Consider the following 20,963-nt stretch of genomic DNA (forward strand, 5'->3'; position numbering starts at 1 on the left):
ATGTCGGACACCCAATCCGTCACCTGGCCGCTGATGGCTGGACAGTCCGGAGTGTGGTTCGCCCAGCATCTGGACCCGTCGAATCCGTCGTACCAGATCGCCGAGTGCCTGGAGATCCACGGCCCGATCGACCCGGTCCTCTTCCAGAGCGCGCTGCGGCAGATCGTCGTGGAGGCGGAGATCCTGCGGCTGCGCTTCGTGTCGAACGGCGCGCAGGTGCGCCAGGTGGTCGAGCCGGTGCCGCAGTGGCCCGTGCTGGTGCGGGACGTGAGCACCGAGCCGGACCCCTGGGCGGCGGTGCAGGCATGGATGCGGGCGGACCTGGCGCAGCCGGTCGACCTGGAGCGCGGTCCTGCCAACTCCATGGCCATCTTCCCGGCGGGTCCGGAGCGGTTCTACTGGTACCAGCGCGGTCACCACGTGGCCGCCGACGGCTACAGCGGCTCGCTGGTCGCCGGCCGCGTCGCCGAGATCTACACCGCCCTGGTCGAGGGACGGCCCACCGGTGACCCCCTGCCGCCGTTCCGGAACCTGGTCGAGGAGGACGCGGCCTACCGCACCTCCGAGCAGTTCGCCGAGGACCGCCGGTACTGGACGGAGCGCTTCGCCGATCACCCGGAGGCGGTCAGCCTCGGCGGCCGCTTCGCGCCGGCCTCGCACACCTGCATCCGCCACATCGAGGACCTCGCCCCCGAGACGGCCGAGCGGGTGCGCACGGCCGCCCGCCGCCTGAAGACCAGCCTGCCCGTCTTCATCATGGCCGCGGCCTCCCTCTACACCCAGCGCCTGACCGGGACCGAGGACATCGTCCTGGGCCTGCCGGTGGCCGGCCGCACCAGCCGGCTCCAGCGCACCACCCCTGGCATGCTCGCCAACCTGCTGCCGATCCGCCTGACGGTGCGTCCGGAAGCGGGCCTGGCCGAGCTGACCCGCCAGGCCAGCAGCACCATGCGCGAGGCGCTGCGCCACCAGCGCTACCGCTACGAGGACCTCCGGCGCGACCTGAACCTGGTCGGCAGCGGCAGCGCCCGCCTGTTCGGCTCGCAGGTCAACGTGATGGCCTTCGACTACGACCTGCGGTTCGCCGGCCACCCCAGCACCGCGCACAGCCTCACCAACGGCTCCGTCGACGACCTGTCCTTCGTCCTGTACGACCGCCAGGGCGGCCGGACCATGCAGCTGGTCGTCAACGCGAACCCGGCGGTGTACGACGCGGCGGCCACGGCCGAGCACGCCCGGCGGTTCGCCCGGCTGCTGGAGACGCTGGCCGCCCCGGACGCCCTGGACCTGCCGCTCACCCAGGTCGACCTGCTCGCCGCGCAGGAGCGGCGGCAGGTGCTGACCGAGTGGAACGACACGGCGGTCGAGGTTCCGGCGGGGACGCTGCCGGAGCTGTTCGAGGCACAGGCCGCGCGGACGCCGGAGGCGGTCGCGGTGGTGTTCGAGGGCGTCCAGGTCGGCTACGGCGAGCTGAACGCGCGGGCGAACCGGCTGGCGCGGCTGCTGGTGGAGCGCGGGGTGGGGCCGGAGTCGGTGGTGCCGGTGCTGATGGAGCGTTCGGTCGAGTTGGTCGTCGCGCTGCTCGCGGTGCTGAAGGCCGGTGGCGCCTACCTGCCCGTCGACCCGGACTACCCGGCCGAGCGCATCGACTACCTGCTCAGCGAGGCGAACAGCCCGGTGACCGTGACGCGAGAGATGGTTGACGAAGCGTCAGACCGCGATGGCGACAATCTTGTTGACCGTGGTCTGCGGCCGGAGCACCCGGCGTACGTCATCTTCACCTCCGGTTCGACGGGTCGGCCCAAGGGCGTCGTGGTCCCGCACGCCGGGATCGTCAACCGCCTGGCCTGGATGCAGGGTGAGTACGGGCTGGAGTCCTCGGACCGGGTGCTGCAGAAGACCCCGTTCGGATTCGACGTGTCCGTCTGGGAGTTCTTCTGGCCGCTGCTGGAAGGCGCTACCCTCGTTGTCGCCCGCCCGGGCGGCCACCGCGAGCCGGGGTACCTGGCCGAGCTGATCCAGGGCGAGCAGGTGACGGTCACCCACTTCGTCCCCGCCATGCTCCAGGTCTTCCTCGCCGATCCGGGCGCGACCTCCTGCACCGGGCTGCGGGCCGTGCTGTGCAGCGGCGAAGCACTGCCCGCCGAACTGCGCGACAGAGCAGCCCACTTGCTGCCGGATGTGGCGCTGCACAACCTCTACGGCCCCACCGAGGCATCGGTCGACGTCACCGCCTGGGCCTGCGCCGACGACAGCACCGGCGCGTCCGTGCCGATCGGCCGCCCGGTCTGGAACACCCGGGTATACGTGCTCGACGGTGCGTTGCAGCCAGTGCCCGCCGGTGTCCAGGGTGAGCTGTACCTGGCGGGCGTCCAACTCGCCCGCGGCTACCTCGACCGCCCGAACCTCACCGCCGAACGCTTCGTCGCCGACCCCCACGGCGAGCCCGGCGCGCGCATGTACCGCACCGGCGACCTCGCCCGCTGGCGCACCGACGGCAACCTCGAATACCTCGGCCGCACCGACGACCAGGTCAAACTCCGCGGCTTCCGCATCGAGTTGGGCGAGATCGAGGCCGCCCTGACCGCCCACCCCGCCATCGCCCACGCCGCCGTCATCGTCCGCGAGGACACCCCCGGCGACAAGCGACTTGTCGGCTACGCCGTCCCCACAGGCGAGTTGGACACCACCGAGGTACGCACCCAGCTCGCCGCGACGCTGCCCGAATACATGGTCCCCGCCGCCATCGTCGTCCTCGACAAGCTCCCGGTCACCGTCAACGGCAAACTCGACCGACGCGCCCTGCCCACCCCCGACTTCGCCGCGTCCGCCACGCACCGCGCGCCGTCCACGCCGCGTGAGGAGATCCTCTGCGAGGTCTTCGCCGAGGTCCTCGGCCTGCCCCAGGTCGGCATCGACGACGACTTCTTCGAGCTCGGCGGCCACTCCCTGCTCGCGGTCTCGCTGGTGGAGCGGTTGCGCGCCCGCGGTGTGCAGGTGAACGTCCGCGCGCTGTTCGCCACGCCGACCGCCGCCGGCCTCGCCCTGGCCTCCGCCACCAGTGAGGTGGCGGCGCCGCCGAACCGGATCCCGGCCGGGGCCCGGGCGATCACGCCGGAGATGCTGCCCCTGGTGGACCTGACGGCCGAGGAGATCGACCGGATCTCGGCCGCGTTCCCCGGCGGCGCGGCCGGCATCGCCGACATCTACCCCCTCGCCCCGCTCCAGGAGGGCATCTTCTTCCACCACCTGCTGGCCACCGGCGACGGCGGAGACGACGCCTACGTGCTGCCGACCGCGCTGACCTTCGACTCGCGCGACCGCCTCGACAGCTTCCTGGCCGCGTTGCAGCACGTGGTGGACCGCCACGACATCCTGCGCACCGCCTTCCTCTGGCAAGGCCTGTCCGCGCCTGTCCAGGTCGTCGCCCGCCACGCCGAGCTGCCCGTCGAGCAGGTCGACCTCGACGCGGCGCTCGCTGCTGACTCAGGCATGGACGCCGGCACCGACTCCGGCACGGACCCGATGGCGCGGCTCAGCGCCGCGTGCCGTCCGTCCATGGACGTCACGCGAGCGCCGCTGCTGCACGCGTACATCGCCGCCGAGCCCGGTACCGAGCGGTGGCTGCTGCTGCTCCAGCGCCACCACCTGATCACCGACCACACCACCCTGGAGGTGCTGCTCGCGGAGATCCGGGCCGTCGTGACGGGGCAGCAGGAGAGCCTGCCGACCCCGCTGCCGTTCCGCGACTTCGTCGCCCAGGCCCGGTTGGGCGTCTCCGCCGAGGACCACGAGAAGTTCTTCGCCGGCCTGCTCGGCGACATCAGCGAGCCAACCGCCCCGTTCGGCCTGGTGGACGTGCACCGGGAGGCCGGCGGGCTCGCCGAGGCCACCCACTGGCTGGACGCCGGGCTCGCCGCCCGGGTGCGCGAGCAGGCCCGCCGGCTGGGCGTCAGCGCGGCCGCCGTCTTCCACGTCGCCTGGGCCCGGGTGGTCGCCGCCACCGCCAACCGCGACGACGTCGTCTTCGGCACCGTCCTCTTCGGGCGGATGAACGCCGGCAGCGGCGCGGACCGGGTGCCCGGGCTGTTCATCAACACCTTGCCGGTCCGCGTCCCCACCGCCGGCGTCAGCACGACCGACGCGATCCTCGCGATGCGCGGACAGCTCGCCGACCTGCTGATCCACGAGCACGCCCCGCTCGCCGTCGCACAGCAGGCCAGCTCCGTCGCCGCGGCGGCACCGCTGTTCACCGCACTGCTCAACTACCGCCACAGTCAGGGCCCCACCCCCGAGGCGATCCCCGAGACCGGCCTGCCCGGCGTCGAGATCCTGCACAGCCACGAACGCACCAACTACCCGGTGACGATGAACGTGGACGACACCGGCACCGGCTTCATCCTCAACGCCCAGTCCGCAGCGCCCGTCGACCCCGACCTGCTCCTCGCCCTGACCCGCACCGCCGTCGACAGCCTGGTCACCATCCTGGAGACCGCGCCGCACAGCCCCCTGGACCAGGTCGCGGTCCTGGACCAGGTGGAGCGGCAGCGGGTGCTGCACGCGTGGAACGACACGGCGCTTGAGGTTCCGGCGAGCACCTTGCCACAGATGTTCGAGGCGCAGGTCGCGCGGACGCCGGACGCGGTCGCGGTGGTGTTCGAGGGCGTCGAGGTGACGTACGGCGAGCTGAACGCGCGGGCGAACCGGCTGGCCCGGCTGCTGGTGGAGCGCGGGGTCGCGCCCGAGTCGGTGGTGCCGGTGCTGATGGAGCGCTCCACCGAGCTGGTCGTCGCACTCCTCGCGGTACTGAAGGCCGGTGGCGCCTACCTGCCCGTCGACCCCAACTACCCGGCCGAGCGCATCGCCTACGTGCTCGACGAGGCGAACAGCCCGGTGACCGTGACGCGAGAGATGGTTGACGAAGCGTCAGATCACGATGGTGACAACCTCGTTGACCGTGCTCTGCGGCCGGAGCACCCGGCGTACGTCATCTTCACCTCAGGTTCGACGGGGCGTCCCAAGGGCGTCGTGGTCCGGCACGGAGCGCTGGCCACCTTCCTGGCCGACATGGGCCGCCGCTTCCCGCTCACCGACCAGGACCGCTGGGCGGCGGTGACCACGATCGCGTTCGACATCGCCGCCCTGGAGCTCTACCTTCCGCTGATCAGCGGCGCCCGGGTCGAGCTCATACCGCGAGACACCGTCATCGACACCCCCGCCCTGACCGAGCTGCTCCAGAGCTCCGGCACCACCATCATGCAGGCCACCCCCTCGCTCTGGCGCGCCCTCACCGAGGAGCTGAGCAGCGGGACGGCCGAACTCCCGCACCTGCGCGTGCTCGTGGGTGGCGAAGCCCTGCCCAGCTCCCTCGCCGACGAGCTCAGCTCGCTCGGCCAGGTCACCAACCTCTACGGCCCGACCGAGACCACCATCTGGTCCACCACCGCACAGGTAGTCCCCACCGAGGCGCCGACGATCGGCCGGCCGATCGCCAACACCCGCACCTACGTCTTGGACGCGAGCCTGCGCCCGACCCCGGCCGGAGTGGCCGGCGAGCTGTACATCGCCGGCGACGGCCTGGCCCGCGGCTACCTCAACCGACCCGCCCTGACCGCCGAACGCTTCACGGCCGACCCCCACGGCGAGCCCGGTACCCGCATGTACCGCACCGGCGACCTCGCCCGCTGGCGCGCCGACGGCACCCTGGAGTACCTCGGCCGCGCCGACGACCAGATCAAACTCCGCGGCCACCGCATCGAACTCGGCGAGATCGAAGCCGCCCTCGCCACCCACCCCGCCATCGCCCACGCCGCCGCCCTCGTGCGCGAGGACGTCCCCGGCGACCGCAGGCTGGTCGGCTACGCCGTCCCCGTAAGCGAGTTGGACGTCGCCGACGTACGCACCCGGCTCGCCGCGACGCTGCCCGAGTACATGGTCCCCACCGTCATCGTCGTCCTCGACAAGCTCCCGCTGACGCTCAACGGCAAGCTCGACCGACGCGCCCTGCCCGCCCCGGACTTCGCACCGGCCTCGAACCGCGCCCCGCGCACCCCGCGCGAAGAGGTCCTGGCAGCGCTCTTCGCCGAGGTCCTCGGTCTGCCCCAGGTCGGGGTGGACGACAGCTTCTTCGAGTTGGGCGGCCACTCGCTGCTGGCCACCCGCCTGATCAGCCGCATCCGCACCACCCTCGACGTCGAACTTCCCATCCGCGCACTCTTCGAGGCGCCCACCGTCACCGCACTGGCCGAGCGGCTGCACATCGCCGGTGACCAGCGGCGCCCGGCGCTGGTGGCCGGTACCCGCCCCGAGGCGCTGCCGGTCTCGTTCGCGCAGCAGCGACTCTGGTTCCTCAACGAGCTCGAGGGACCGAACGCCACCTACAACCTCCCCATGGCCCTTCGCCTCTCCGGCACACTGGACGCCGAGGCTCTGCGCCAGGCGCTGCGCGATGTGGCAGACCGGCACGAGGTGCTGCGCACCGTCTTCCCGGCCGTCGACGGCCGGCCCCACCAACGCGTGCTGAACACCGAGACGCTCGACTCGCTGCTCACCGTGTCCGCCTTCGACGAGCAGGCCATCGCCCGGGCCGCCGCCCGCCCCTTCGACCTGGCATCCGAAGTACCCTTGCATGCCTGGCTGTTCTCGCGGAGCACCGATGAGCACGTGCTACTCGTCGTCGTGCACCACATCGCTGGTGACGGCTGGTCGATGGGGCCGCTGGCCCGGGACATCGCCACCGCCTACAGCGCCCGTCGCGCCGGTGAGGCTCCTGGGTGGCAGCCGCTGCCGGTGCAGTACGCCGACTACGCCCTGTGGCAGCGTGACCTGCTCGGCTCGCCGGAGCAGCCGGACAGCCTGCTCTCCCGGCAACTCGCCTACTGGCGCGCCACGCTGAGCGACCTGCCGGAAGAGCTCGCGCTGCCGACCGCCCGGCCCCGCCCGCTGGTGGCCAGCCACGACGGCGGCACCGTCGACCTTGCCGTGCCCGCCGAGCTGCACCAGCGCCTGACCGAACTCGCGCGCGCCAAGGGCGTGACGGTGTTCATGGTCCTACAAGCGGCCCTGGCCGTCCTGCTGTCGCGCCTCGGCGCCGGGACGGACATCCCCGTCGGCACGCCCGTCGCCGGTCGCACCGACGAGGCCCTGGACGAGCTGGCCGGATTCTTCGTCAACACCCTGGTCCTGCGCACCGATCTCTCCGGCGACCCGACCTTCAGCGAGTTGCTGGGTCGCGTGCGCGAGGCCGGCCTGGGGGCCTTCGCCCACCAGGACGTGCCCTTCGAGCGCCTGGTCGAGGACCTCGCGCCGACCCGGTCGATGGGCCGCCACCCGCTCTTCCAGGTCATGCTGACCCTCCAGAACACCACGCTGCCCGCTCTCAACCTGCCTGGCGTGGACGTCTCCCTGCTGCCCGCAGGACAGTTGGCGGCGAGGTTCGACCTGGACCTCACCCTGAACGAGGCCTTCGGCACCGACGGCGCGCCGGCCGGACTGCGCGGAGCCCTGACCTTCGCCCTCGACCTGTTCGACCACGCCACCGCGCAGCAGCTCGCCGAACGCTTCGTGCGGGTCCTGGACGCCGTGCTCGCCGAGCCGCAGCGGCCGGTCCATCGGATCGACATCCTGGACCCGGTGGAGCGGCAGCGGGTGCTGTGCGAGTGGAACGACACGGCGCTCGAGGTTCCGGCGGGGACACTGCCGGAGCTGTTCGAGGCTCAGGTCGCGCGGACGCCGGACGCGGTCGCGGTGGTCTTCGAGGGCGTCGAGGTGACGTACGGCGAGCTGAACGCGCGGGCGAACCGGCTGGCCCGGCTGCTGGTGGAGCGCGGGGTCGCGCCCGAGTCGGTGGTGCCGGTGCTGATGGAGCGCTCCACCGAGCTGGTCGTCGCGCTCCTCGCGGTCCTGAAGGCCGGTGGCGCCTACCTGCCCGTCGACCCCAACTACCCGGCCGAGCGCATCACCTACGTGCTCGGCGAGGCGAACGCCCCGGTGGTCGTGACTCGGGAGCTCATTGACGAAACGTCAAACTATGACTCGGCTGACCTGACGCAACGTCAGCTCCGGCCGGAGCACCCGGCGTACGTCATCTTCACCTCAGGTTCGACCGGACGGCCCAAGGGCGTCGTGGTCCGGCACGGAGCGCTGGCCACCTTCCTGGCCGACATGGGCCGCCGCTTCCCGCTCACCGGCCAGGACCGCTGGGCGGCGGTGACCACGATCGCGTTCGACATCGCCGCCCTGGAGCTCTACCTTCCGCTGATCAGCGGCGCCCGGGTCGAGCTCATACCGCGAGACACCGTCATCGACACCCCCGCCCTCGCCGAGCTGCTCCAGACTTCCGGCACCACCATCATGCAGGCCACCCCCTCGCTCTGGCGCGCCCTCACCGAGGAGCTGAGCAGCGGGACGGCCGAACTCCCGCACCTGCGCGTGCTCGTGGGTGGCGAAGCCCTGCCCGGGCCGCTGGCGACCACCCTCGGCAGGCTCGGAGAGGTCACCAACCTCTACGGCCCGACCGAGACCACCATCTGGTCCACCACCGCACAGGTAGTCCCCACCGAGGCCCCCACCATCGGCCGGCCAATCGCCAACACCCGCACCTACGTGCTCGACTCGGCCCTGTGCCCGACTCCGGCCGGAGTGGCCGGCGAGCTCTACATCGCCGGCGACGGCCTGGCCCGCGGCTACCTCAACCGACCCGCCCTGACCGCCGAACGCTTCACGGCCGACCCGCACGGCGAGCCCGGCACCCGCATGTACCGCACCGGCGACCTCGCCCGCTGGCGCGCTGACGGCACCCTGGAGTACCTCGGCCGCGCCGACGACCAGATCAAACTCCGCGGCCACCGCATCGAACTCGGCGAGATCGAGGCCGCCCTCGCCACCCACCCCGCCATCGCCCACGCAACCGTGATCCTCCGCGAGGACAGCCCGGGCGGCCTTCGGCTGGTCGGCTACCTGCTCCCGGCACGTGAGATCGACACCGCAGCGGTGCGCGCCCACCTCGCCACGCTGCTGCCCGCGTACATGGTCCCCGCCGCACTGGTCGTGCTCGACGCGCTGCCGCTCACGGCGAACGGCAAGCTCGACCGACGCGCCCTGCCAGCCCCCGACTTCACCGCCGGAGCCACCACCCACCGGGCACCCGCGACGCCGCGGGAGCAGTTCCTCTGCGAGGTCTTCGCCCAGGTTCTGGGCGTGCCCGCCGTCGGCCCCGACGACAACTTCTTCGAGCTCGGCGGCCACTCCCTGCTCGCCACCCGCCTGATCAGCCGGATCCGCGCCACTCTCGGCGTCGAACTGCCCATCCGGGCCCTGTTCGAGGCGCCGACGGTCGCCGCCCTCGCCCAGCGGCTGGACGGTGCGGGCCAGCGCCGCCCGGCCCTGACGGCCGGTACGCGGCCGGAGGTCTTGCCGGTCTCGTTCGCGCAGCAGCGACTCTGGTTCCTCAACGAGTTGGAGGGGCCGAACGCCACCTACAACATCCCGCTGGCGCTGCAGCTCACCGGCGACCTCGACGTCACCGCGCTCGACGCAGCGCTGCGCGACGTCGTGGGCCGGCACGAGGTGCTGCGCACCCTCTTCCCCTCCGCCGACGGCCAGCCCCACCAGCAGGTGCTGAACGCCGACGCCCTCGGCGAGCTCCTCACCGTGACCACCTTCGACGAGCAGGCGATCACCCGGGCCACCGCCCACGCCTTCGACCTGGCAGCCGAACTGCCTTTGCGAGCCTGGCTGTTCCAACAGAGCGCCGACAAGCACGTGCTGCTCGTCGTGATCCACCACATCGCCGGCGACGGCTGGTCCACCGTCCCACTCGCCCGCGACCTCTCCACCGCCTACACCGCCCGCCTCACCGGCCAGACCCCCGCCTGGGAGGCGCTGCCCGTCCAGTACGCCGACTACGCACTCTGGCAACGCGACCTCCTCGGCGCACCCGAGGACCCGACGAGCCTGCTCACCCAGCAACTCGCCTACTGGCGCTCGGCCCTGGCCCAACTGCCCGAGGAACTGACCCTCCCCACCGACCGACCGCGCCCCGCCATCGCCAGCCACCAGGGCGAGTCCGTCGAACTGGTTGTTCCCGCCGAACTTCACCAGCGCTTGCAGGAATTGGCGCAGGCCGAGGGCGTCACCCTGTTCATGGTGCTGCAGGCGGCACTCGCCGTCCTGCTCTCCCGGCTCGGCGCCGGCACCGACATCCCGATCGGCACCCCGATCGCCGGCCGCACCGATGAGGGTCTGGACGACCTGGTCGGGTTCTTCGTCAACACCCTGGTGCTGCGCACCGACCTGACCGGCGACCCCAGCTTCGCGCAGGTGCTGCACCGGGTCCGGGAGGCCGGTCTTGCGGCGTTCGCCCGCCAGGACGTGCCGTTCGAGCGCCTGGTCGAAGAGCTGGCGCCGGCCCGCTCGTTGGCGCGCCACCCGCTCTTCCAGGTCATGCTCACCCTGCAGAACACCACCCAGGCGGTGGTGGACCTCCCGGGTCTGGACGCGTCCGTGCTGCCCAGCGGGCAGGAAGCCGCCAAGTTCGACCTGGCCCTCACGCTGAGCGAGGGTTCCGGCACCGCCGGGCTGCAGGGCGATCTCACGTTCGCGCGCGACCTCTTCGACCGCAAGACCGCTGAGCAGATCGCCGAACGCTTCCTGCGCGTCCTGCACTCCGTGGCCGCCGAGCCGCACGGGCCGCTCCACCGCGTCGAGGTGCTCGATGCGGCGGAGCGGCGGCGGGTGCTGGTGGAGTGGAACGACACGGCGGTCGAGGTTCCGGCGGGGACGCTGCCGGAGCTGTTCGAGGCTCAGGTCGCGCGGACGCCGGAGGCGGTCGCGGTGGTCTTCGAGGGCGTCCAGGTCGGCTACGGCGAACTGAACGCGCGGGCGAACCGGCTGGCCCGGCTGCTGGTCGAGCGCGGGGTCGCGCCCGAGTCGGTGGTGCCGGTGCTGATGGAGCGCTCCACCGAACTGGTCGTCGCACTCCTCGCGGTCCTGAAGGCCGGCGGCGCCTACCTGCCCGTCGACCCGGACTACCCGGCCGAGCGCATCGCCTACGTGCTCAGCGAGGCGAACAGCCCGGTGACCGTGACGCGAGAGCTGATTGACGAAGCGTCAGACCGCGATGGCGACAATCTTTTTGACCGTGGTCTGCGGCCGGAGCACCCGGCGTACGTCATCTTCACCTCCGGTTCGACGGGTCGGCCCAAGGGCGTCGTGGTCCCGCACACCGGAATCGTCAACCGCCTGGCCTGGATGCAGGGTGAGTACGGGCTGGACTCCTCGGACCGGGTGCTGCAGAAGACCCCGTTCGGATTCGACGTGTCCGTCTGGGAGTTCTTCTGGCCGCTGCTGGAAGGCGCTACCCTCGTCGTCGCCCGCCCGGGCGGCCACCGCGAACCCGCTTACCTTGCCGAGCTGATTCAGCGCGAGCGGGTCACCATCACGCACTTCGTTCCGTCGATGCTCCAGGCCTTCCTGACCGAACCCACCGCGGCGAACTGCGACGGACTGCGCGCCGTCCTGTGCAGCGGCGAAGCACTGCCCACCGAACTGCGCGACCGAGTCGCCCACTTGCTGCCGGGCGTGCCGCTGCACAACCTCTACGGCCCCACCGAGGCATCGGTCGACGTCACCGCCTGGGCCTGCGCCGACGACAGCACCGGCGCGTCCGTGCCGATCGGCCGCCCGGTCTGGAACACCCGTGTCTACGTGCTCGACGGTGCGTTGCAGCCAGTGCCCGCCGGTGTCCAGGGTGAGCTGTACCTGGCGGGCGTCCAGCTCGCCCGCGGCTACCTCAGCCGCCCGAACCTCACCGCCGAACGCTTCGTCGCCGACCCCCACGGCGAGCCCGGCGCGCGCATGTACCGCACCGGCGACCTCGCCCGCTGGCGCACCGACGGCACCCTGGAGTACCTCGGCCGCACCGACGACCAGGTCAAACTCCGAGGCTTCCGCATCGAGTTGGGCGAGATCGAGGCCGCCCTGACCGCCCACCCCGCCATCGCCCACGCCGCCGTCATCGTCCGCGAGGACACCCCCGGCGACAAGCGACTTGTCGGCTACGCCATCCCCACAGGCGAGTTGGACACCACCGAGGTACGCACCCAGCTCGCCGCGACGCTGCCCGAATACATGGTCCCCGCCGCCATCGTCATCCTCGACAAGCTCCCGGTCACCGTCAACGGCAAACTCGACCGACGCGCCCTCCCCACCCCCGACTTCAGCACGGCACCGGGCCGCGCCCCTCGCACCCCGCAGGAGGAACTGCTCTGCGAGGTCTTCGCCCAGGTGCTCGGCCTGCCCCAGGTCGGCATCGACGACGACTTCTTCGAGCTCGGCGGCCACTCCCTGCTCGCCACCCGCCTGATCAGCCGCGTCCGCACCGCCCTCGACGTCGAACTGCCCATCCGCGCACTCTTCGAGGCGCCGACGGTCGCCGCCCTCGCCCGGCGACTGAACGACACCACCGACCGGCGCCCGGCGCTGACGGCAGGCGCACGGCCGGAGGTGTTGCCGCTCGCGTTCACCCAGCAGCGGCTCTGGTTCCTCAACGAGCTGGAGGGGCCGAACGCCACCTACAACATCCCGCTGGCGCTGCAGCTCACCGGCGACCTCGACGTCACCGCGCTCGACGCAGCGCTGCGCGACGTCGTGGGCCGGCACGAGGTGCTGCGCACCGTCTTCCCCTCCGCCGACGGCCAGCCCCACCAGCAGGTCCTGAACGCCGAGACCCTCGGCGAGCTCCTCACCGTGACCACCTTCGACGAGCAGGCCATCACCCGGGCCACCGCCCACGCCTTCGACCTGGCAGCCGAACTGCCTTTGCGAGCCTGGCTGTTCTCCCAGAGCGCCGACAAGCACGTGCTGCTCGTCGTGATCCACCACATCGCCGGCGACGGCTGGTCCACCGTCCCACTCGCCCGCGACCTCTCCACCGCCTACACCACCCGCCTCACCGGCCAGACCCCCGCCTGGGAGGCGCTGCCCGTCCAATACGCCGACTACGCACTCTGGCAACGCAACCTGCTCGGCTCGCCCGAAGACCCGACGAGCCTGCTCACCCAGCAACTCGCCTACTGGCGCTCGGCCCTGGCCGAACTGCCCGAGGAACTGACCCTCCCCACCGACCGACCGCGCCCCACCATCGCCAGCCACCGCGGCGGCGACGTCGAGCTCGACGTCCCGGCTGGACTTCACCAGCGCTTGCAGGAATTGGCGCAGGCCGAGGGTGTCACCCTGTTCATGGTGCTGCAGGCGGCACTCGCCGTCCTGCTCTCCCGGCTCGGCGCCGGCACCGACATCCCGATCGGCACCCCGATCGCCGGCCGCACCGACGACGCCCTGGACGACCTGGTCGGGTTCTTCGTCAACACCCTCGTCATCCGCACCGACCTCACCGGCGACCCCACCTTCGCCGAACTGCTCGGCCGGGTGCGCGAGACCGGGCTGAGCGCCTTCGCCCACCAGGACGTGCCCTTCGAGCGCCTCGTCGAGGAACTCGCCCCGGCGCGCTCCATGGCCCGGCACCCGCTCTTCCAGGTCATGCTCACCCTGCAGAACACCGCTCAGGCCGTGGTGGACCTGCCCGGGCTGGACGCCGCGGTGATACCGGCCGGCCAGCCGACCGCGAAGTTCGACCTGACCTTCGCGCTGGACGAGGAGCCCGGCGCGTCCGGCCTACGCGGCAGCCTGACCTTCGCGCGCGATCTCTTCGACGCTGGAACCGCGCAGCAGATCGCCGACCGCTTCCTCCGCGTCCTGCACTCCGTGACCGCCGAGCCGCAGCGGCCGGTCGACCAGATCGACATCCTCGACAGCGTCGAGCGGTACCGGATCCTGACCGAGTGGAACGACACCGATCGCCCGGTCCCCGTAGGGACGCTGCCGGAGCTGTTCGCGGCGCAGGTGGCGCGGACGCCGGACGCGGTCGCCGTGGTGGCCGACGGTGTCGAGTTGACGTACGCCGAGCTGGACGCGCGGGCAAACGGGCTCGCCCGGCGCCTGATCGCCGAGGGTGTGGGCGCCGAGCGCGGCGTGGCTGTTCTGATGGAACGCTCGGCCGAGCTCGTGATCGCGCTGCTGGCCGTGGTGAAGGCCGGCGGCTGCTACGTCCCGCTCGATGCCCGCTACCCGCTCGCGCACCGTCAGGCGATCCTCGCGGAGACCGGAGCGACGGTGATCCTCACCGACACGGCGCTGCGCGAACAGGCCACGGACCTGGGCCTCACCGTCCTGGAGGTCGGCGCGGACACTGGTGACGCCGTCGACGTCCGCTGCGATGCACGGCAGTTGGCGTACGTGATGTACACCTCAGGCTCGACCGGCCGCCCCAAGGGCGTCGCCGTCACCCACCGTGACGTGGTGGCGCTGGCGATGGAGAGCCGGTTCGCGTCCGAGAGCCTGGCGCGGGTGCTGATGCACTCGCCGCACTCCTTCGACGCCGCCACCTTCGAGCCGTGGGCACCGCTGCTGACGGGCCGTCAGGTGGTGGTGGCGCCGGCGGGCGACCTGACCGCGGCCTCGCTGGCCCGGGTGGTCACCGAGCACCGGGTGACCTGGCTGTTCCTGACCATCGGCCTGTTCACGCTCTTCGCGGACGAGGACGCCGGCTGCTTCGCCGGTCTGCGCGAGGTGTGGACCGGTGGCGACGTGGTCTCCCCCGTCGCGGTGGCCCAGGTGCTGACCCGCTGCCCGGGCACGGTCGTGACCAATGTCTACGGCCCGACCGAGACCACCACCTTCGCCACCGCCCACCCGGTGGCGGACACCGGCATGGCGCTGCCGATCGGTCGCCCGCTGGACAACATGCGCGCCTACATCCTGGACGCGCACCTGCACCCGGTCCCGGCGGGCAGCATCGGCGAGCTCTACCTGGCCGGTGCGGGCCTGGCCCGTGGCTACCTGGACCGACCCGGTCTGACCGCCGAGCGGTTCGTGGCGGCACCCTTCGGCGCTCCCGGCGAGCGCATGTACCGCACCGGTGACCTCGCTCGCTGGAACCACGACGGCCAGATCGAATACGCCGGCCGCGCCGACCAGCAAGTCAAACTACGCGGCTTCCGCATCGAGCCCGGCGAAATCGAGGCCGCCCTGGCCGCACACCCGGCCGTCGCGCAGGCCGCCGTGCTGGTCCGCGAGGACCTCCCCGGCGACAAGCGTCTGGTCGGCTACGTGGTGCCCGTGGGCGAGCTCGACATCACGGCGATCCGGAGCCACCTGGCCACCACCCTGCCCGAGTACATGGTCCCCAGCGCGATCATGCCGCTCGACACCCTCCCCCTCACCATCAACGGCAAGCTCGACCGCCGCGCCCTGCCCGCCCCCGACCTCACCGCGACAGCGGGTCGCAGCCCCCGCACCCCGCGCGAAGAGCTCCTCTGCGAGCTGTTCGCACAGGTGCTGGGCCTGCCGCAGGTCAACATCGACGACAGCTTCTTCGACCTCGGCGGCCACTCCCTGCTCGCCACCCGCCTGGTCAGCCGCATCCGCACCACCCTCGACGTCGAACTGCCCATCCGCGCCCTGTTCGAGGCATCAAGTGTCGCCGCGCTCGCCGACCGGCTGGAGGGAGCGGGCCAAGGGCGCCCGGCGCTGATGGCGAGCCCGCGCCCCGAGGCCGTCCCGGTCTCCTTCGCCCAGCAACGCCTGTGGTTCCTCGGCGAGTTGGAGGGCCCCAGCGCCACCTACAACATTCCGTTGGCGCTGCGCCTGTCCGGCGCGCTGGACACGGCGGTCCTGCACCAGGCGCTGCGCGACGTGACGGAGCGGCACGAGGTGCTGCGCACGGTCTTCCCGGCCGTCGACGGCCACCCGCGCCAGCAGGTGCTGCCGATCGACGCGGTGGGCTCGCTCCTCACCGTGGCCGCCTTCGACGAGCAGGCGATCAGCCAGGCCGCCGCCCACACCTTCGACCTGCGAGCCGACGTTCCGCTGCATGCCTGGCAGTTCTCGCAGAGCGCGACCGAGCACGTGCTGCTGGTGGTGGTGCATCACATCGCTGGTGACGGCTGGTCGTTGGACCCGCTCGCCCGCGACATCTCCACCGCGTACGCGGCCCGACTGGCGGGGGCGGCCCCGCTGTGGGAGCCACTGCCGGTGCAGTACGCGGACTACGCGCTCTGGCAGCGCGAGCTGCTCGGCTCGCCCGAGGACCCGGCCAGCGTGCTCGCGCAGCAACTCGCCTACTGGCGAGCAGCATTGGCCGAGCTGCCGGAAGAACTCGCGCTGCCCACCGACCGGCCGCGCCCGGCGATCGCCGGCCACCAGGGCGGTTTCGTCGACCTGGCCGTGCCCGCCGAGGTGCACCAGCAACTGCAGGAGCTCGCGCGCGCTGAGGGGGTGACGGTGTTCATGGTGCTACAGGCAGCACTCGCCGTCCTGCTCTCGCGACTGGGCGCCGGCACCGACATCCCGATCGGCACCCCGATCGCCGGCCGCACCGACGACGCGCTCGACGACCTGGTCGGCTTCTTCGTCAACACCCTCGTGCTGCGCACCGACCTCTCCGGCGAGCCGTCCTTCACCGAACTCCTGCACCGCGTCCGGGAGACCGGCCTGAGCGCCTTCGCCCACCAAGACGTCCCCTTCGAGCGCCTCGTCGAGGAACTCGCCCCAACGCGGTCCATGGCCCGGCACCCGCTCTTCCAGGTCATGCTCTCCCTCCAGAACAACGCCCAAGCGGTCATCGACCTGCCCGGCCTCACGGCCGCGCCCATGCCGACCGGTCCGGCCGCGGCCAGGTTCGACCTGGGCCTCAGCCTCGGCGAGGCCTTCGACCCGGACGGGGTACCGGCCGGGCTCAGCGGCACGCTGACCTTCGCCGTGGACCTGTTCGACGCCACGACGGCCGAGCAACTGGCCCAGCGCTTCGTGCGGGTCCTGACGGGGGTGCTGGCCGAGCCGCAGTTGCCGGTCGACCGGGTGGAGGTGCTGGATGACGCTGAGCGGCACCGGATCCTGACCGAGTGGAACGACACCGCCCGCGAGGTCCCGGCGACCACGCTGCCCGAGCTCTTCGAGGCGCAGGTGGCGCGCACGCCCGAGGCGATCGCGGTGGCCTTCGAGGCCACCGAGCTGAGCTACGCCGAGGTCAACGCACGCGCCAACCGCCTGGCCCGGCTACTGGTCGAGCGCGGGGTCGGACCGGAGTCGCTGGTCGCGGTGCTCATGGAGCGCTCGGCCGAGCTGGTGGTCGCGCTGCTGGCCGTCCTCAAGGCCGGCGGCGCCTACGTGCCGATCGGCCCCGAGTACCCGGTGGACCGGATCGCCTACCTGCTGGACGACTCCCGCCCGCAGGTCCTGCTGACCACCAGTAGCTGCGTGGACCGGGTAGGCGAGCTGACAGACACTCAGATCCTGCCGCTGGAAAGCCTTTCACTGTCCGAGCACAGCGGCGCGAACCTCGGCACAGCCGCGGCCCCGCAGCACCCGGCCTACGTCATCTACACCTCCGGCTCCACCGGCCGCCCCAAGGGCGTCCTCATCCCCCACGCCGCAGTCGTCAACTACATCGCCCGCAGCCAGGAGGCCTACCCCGAACTGCGCGGCACCACCCTGCTCCACGCCTCCATCTCCTTCGACGCCGGCGTCACCGCCCTCTACGGCGCCCTCACCACCGGCGGCCGCGTCCGCATAGCCGCCCTGGACGAACACCTCCCCCAGGTCCTGGCCGACGAGCACCTGAGCTTCCTCAAAGCCACCCCCAGCGGCCTGGCCTACCTGGACGCGCTCTCCGACACCCACATCCCCACCGGACGCCTGATGGTCGGCGGCGAAGCGGTGCAGGCCACCCAGTTGGAGCAGTGGCGACAGCACCACCCGGACGTCGCGATCGTCAACCACTACGGCCCCACCGAAACCACCGTCGGCTGCACCGACTACCCCCTCGGCACCGACGAACTCGGCACCGTCGTCCCCATCGGACGCCCCATGTGGAACACTCGCGCCTACGTCCTGGACGCCACCCTGCGCCCCGTCCCCACCGGCGTGGCCGGCGAACTCTACATCGCCGGCACCCAACTCGCCCGCGGCTACCTCAACCGCCCGAACCTCACCGCCGAACGCTTCATCGCCGACCCCCACGGCCCGTCCGGCTCGCGCATGTACCGCACCGGCGACCTCGCCCGCTGGCGCACCGACGGCAACCTCGAATACCTCGGCCGCACCGACGACCAGGTCAAGATCCGCGGCTTCCGCATCGAACTCGGCGAAATCGAAGCCGCCCTGGCCACCCAACCCGGCGTCACGCAGGCAAGCGTCATCGTCCGCGAAGACACCCCCGGCGACCGCCGACTGGTCGGATACGTCACCGCCACGGGCGAGTTGGATGTCACCGCGCTCCGGACACAACTCGCCGCCCAACTCCCCGACTACATGGTCCCCGCCGCGATCGTGCTCCTCGACGCGCTGCCCCTGACCGTCAACGGCAAGCTCGACCGACGCGCCCTCCCCACGCCCGACTTCACCACCGCCACCGCGAACTACCGCGCACCCTCCACCCCCCAGGAAGAGGTGCTCTGCGAGGTCTTCGCCGAGACGCTCGGCCTGCCCCAAGTCGGCCTCGACGACAACTTCTTCGAACTCGGCGGCCACTCCCTCCTCGCCGTCACCCTCGTCGAACGCCTGCGCAGCCGCGACATCCACATCAGCGTTCGCACCCTCTTCACCACCCCCACCGTCGCCGGCCTGACCACCGCCACCACCGGAGCCGGCACGGCCGAGGTCATCGTCCCGCCCAACCTGATCCCCACCGACGCCCAGCACATCACCCCCCAGATGCTCCCCCTCGTCGACCTAACACCCCAGGAGATCGACCGCATCACCACCACCATCCCCGGCGGCGCACCCAACATCGCCGACATCTACCCCCTCGCCCCCCTCCAAGAGGGCATCTTCTTCCACCACCTGATGGCCACCGGCGAGGGCGGCGAGGACATCTACGTCATGCCGACCATGCTGACCTTCGACTCGCGTGAGCGCCTGGACTCGTTCCTGGACGCACTCCAGCGCGTGATCGACCGGCACGACATCCTGCGCACCGCCGTGCTCTGGCAGGACCTCGCCGAGCCGGTCCAGGTCGTCGCCCGTCAGGCCGCCCTCCCTGTCGAGCAGCACCAGCTCCGCGGCGCGGATCCGGTGGCCGAGCTCTACGCCGCCGCTCCCGCGTCGATGGACGTGACCCGGGCACCGCTGCTGCGCACCCACATCGCCGCCGAAGCGGACACCGAACCGGGCAGCGCGCGCTGGCTGCTGCTGCTCCAGCGCCACCACCTGGTCACCGACCACACCGCGCTGGACGTGTTGCTGGCCGAGATCCAGGCGATCCTGGCCGATGAGGAGGACCGGCTGCCCGCCCCGCTGCCGTTCCGCGACTTCGTCGCCCAGGCCCGCCTCGGCGTCTCCCGCGAGGAGCACGAGGAGTTCTTCACCGAACTGCTCGGCGACGTCACCGAACCCACCGCACCGTTCGGCTTGCTGGACGTGCGCGGCGACGGCAGCCGGGTCACGGAGGCCGAACTCCCGCTGAGCGCCGAGCTCGCCGCGCGGGTGCGCGAGCACGCCAGGGTGCTGGGCGTCAGCCCGGCCACCCTCTTCCACGTCGCCTGGGCCCGGGTCGTCGCCGCCACCGCCAACCGTGAGGACGTGGTCTTCGGCACCCTGCTCTTCGGCCGGATGAACGCCGGCAGCGGCGCCGACCGGGTACCGGGCCTGTTCATCAACACCCTGCCGGTGCGCCTCGCCACCGCGGGGATCAGTGCCCTGGCGGCAGTGCACGCCATGCGCGGCCGGCTCGCCGACCTGCTGGTGCACGAGCACGCCCCGCTGGCCCTCGCCCAGCGGGCCGGCGGGATCGGCGGCTCGGCACCGCTCTTCACCGCGCTGCTCAACTACCGCCACAGCCACGCCCCCGAGGACGGCGCGGACGCCGGTCTGGCGGGCGTCGAGGCCGAGCACGGGCAGGACCGCACCAACTACCCGCTCACCATGGCGATCGACGATCTCGGCAGCGGGTTCCTGCTCTCCGCCCAGACGATCGCACCCATCGACCCCGAGCTGGTCTGCAGCCTGGCGCACACCGCCCTCCAGGGCCTGATCAGCGCCCTGGAGAGCGCACCCGACACCCCGCTGACCGAGATCGAGGTCCTCACCGAGGCGCAGCGGCACACGCTGCTGACCGAGTGGAACGACACCGCCGTCGACACTCCCGCCGTGAGCCTGACCGAGCTGTTCGAGGCACAGGCGGCGCGGACGCCGGACGCGGTGGCGCTGGTCCAGGACGACACCGAGCTCAGCTATGCCGAACTCAACGCCCGCGCCAACCGCCTGGCCCGCCTGCTCGCCGAGCGCGGGGTGGGACCGGAGTCGCTGGTGCCCGTGCTGATGCGGCGCTCGGCGCACCTGGTGGTCACGCTGCTGGCCGTGCTCAAGGCGGGCGGCGCGTACGTGCCGATCGACGCGCGGGCGCCCGAGGCGCGGATGGCGGTGGTGTACCAGGACGCCGGCGCCGGGCTGCTGCTGGTGGACGAGGTGACGCGCGAGCACGGGTTCGTCCGGGGCGTCGCGGCCGGGGGCGCCGACGTCCTGGTGGTCGACGCGGCCACCGGGGCCGGTGACGCGGCGAACCTGGCGGCGCAGAACCTGGCCGTACACAGCCTGCCCGACCAGCCGATGTACGTGATGTACACCTCCGGCTCCACGGGCGTGCCGAAGGGCATCGCCAACACCCATCGCGGCGTCGTGGAGCTGGTCTCGGACCGGTGCTGGCGGGAGACGGTGCCGCAGCGCGTGCTCTTCCAGTCCCCGCACGCCTTCGACGCCTCGACCTACGAGTTGTGGGTGCCGCTGACGGCGGGCGGCACGGTGGTGGTGGCCCCCGAGGGCCGGCTGGACGCGGCGGCGATCCGCTCGCTGAAGACCCGCCACCGGCTGACGCACCTGCACCTGACGGCGGGCCTGTTCCGGGTGCT

Annotated in this window: 1 protein-coding gene (only partly in view); it reads left to right on the plus strand. The window is 71.9% G+C overall.

The genetic code is table 11. The features are described 5' to 3' along the window. Positions 1–20,963: the 5' portion of a non-ribosomal peptide synthase/polyketide synthase gene (locus tag ABH937_RS18760; RefSeq protein ID WP_370218890.1), read on the plus strand. It continues 1,069 nt past the right edge of the window; only the first 20,963 of its 22,032 coding nucleotides appear in the window; the start codon lies at positions 1–3; its stop codon lies beyond the right edge, outside the window.

Source organism: Kitasatospora sp. GAS1066B (assembly GCF_041262605.1).
GTDB lineage: Bacteria > Actinomycetota > Actinomycetes > Streptomycetales > Streptomycetaceae > Kitasatospora.